Annotated in this window: 1 protein-coding gene; it reads left to right on the top strand. The window is 35.9% G+C overall.

All coding sequences use genetic code 11. The features are described from left to right. Positions 1-90 precede the first annotated feature (90 nt). Positions 91-487, top strand: a 397-nt coding sequence (locus tag AC1DND_RS29360; protein WP_477586559.1) for a hypothetical protein, incomplete at its 3' end; no start/stop codon positions are given.

Here is a 487-nt window from a genome sequence, read left to right as displayed (position 1 = left end):
GTTTTAAGATTGCGTAAATACTTCTTGAAATAAAAAAGCTTTAGAACGGTATCATTCCCCCTAGTGATACAAGTACATATCATCCAGCGTATGAATAAAAATTTACACTCTCTATCCCGCTATCTGCGTATTTTTTTGGGTAAGAAAATTAATTTAACGAAACATTTTAACTGCTGTATTGGCCGCTGGCTGTTTTTTTTATTAGCCTTTATTCTTTTCAACTTTGGGACAGCGTTTGGACAGACTTATAAAACCCATTATATTGCTCCAGCATTTTGGCAGTATTGGTCTAGTGCTAATGAATTAGTAGTTACCACCAACACATTAAACACTACAGTTACAGTTAAAAAAAGTGATGGCACGCTTTTAACTACGCTTAGCCCAACGCCTACAGTACCTGCGGTTTATCGGTTTGTTGGAGATTATACTACTGTGCCTCTAAATGGTTTAAATACTGTACTTTCTGATAGGGGGATAATTGTTGATG

Source organism: Pedobacter sp. 01N416 (assembly GCF_056399685.1).
The sequence above is the reverse complement of the archived record's forward strand: the minus strand, read 5'-3'. Positions and strand labels throughout refer to the sequence as shown.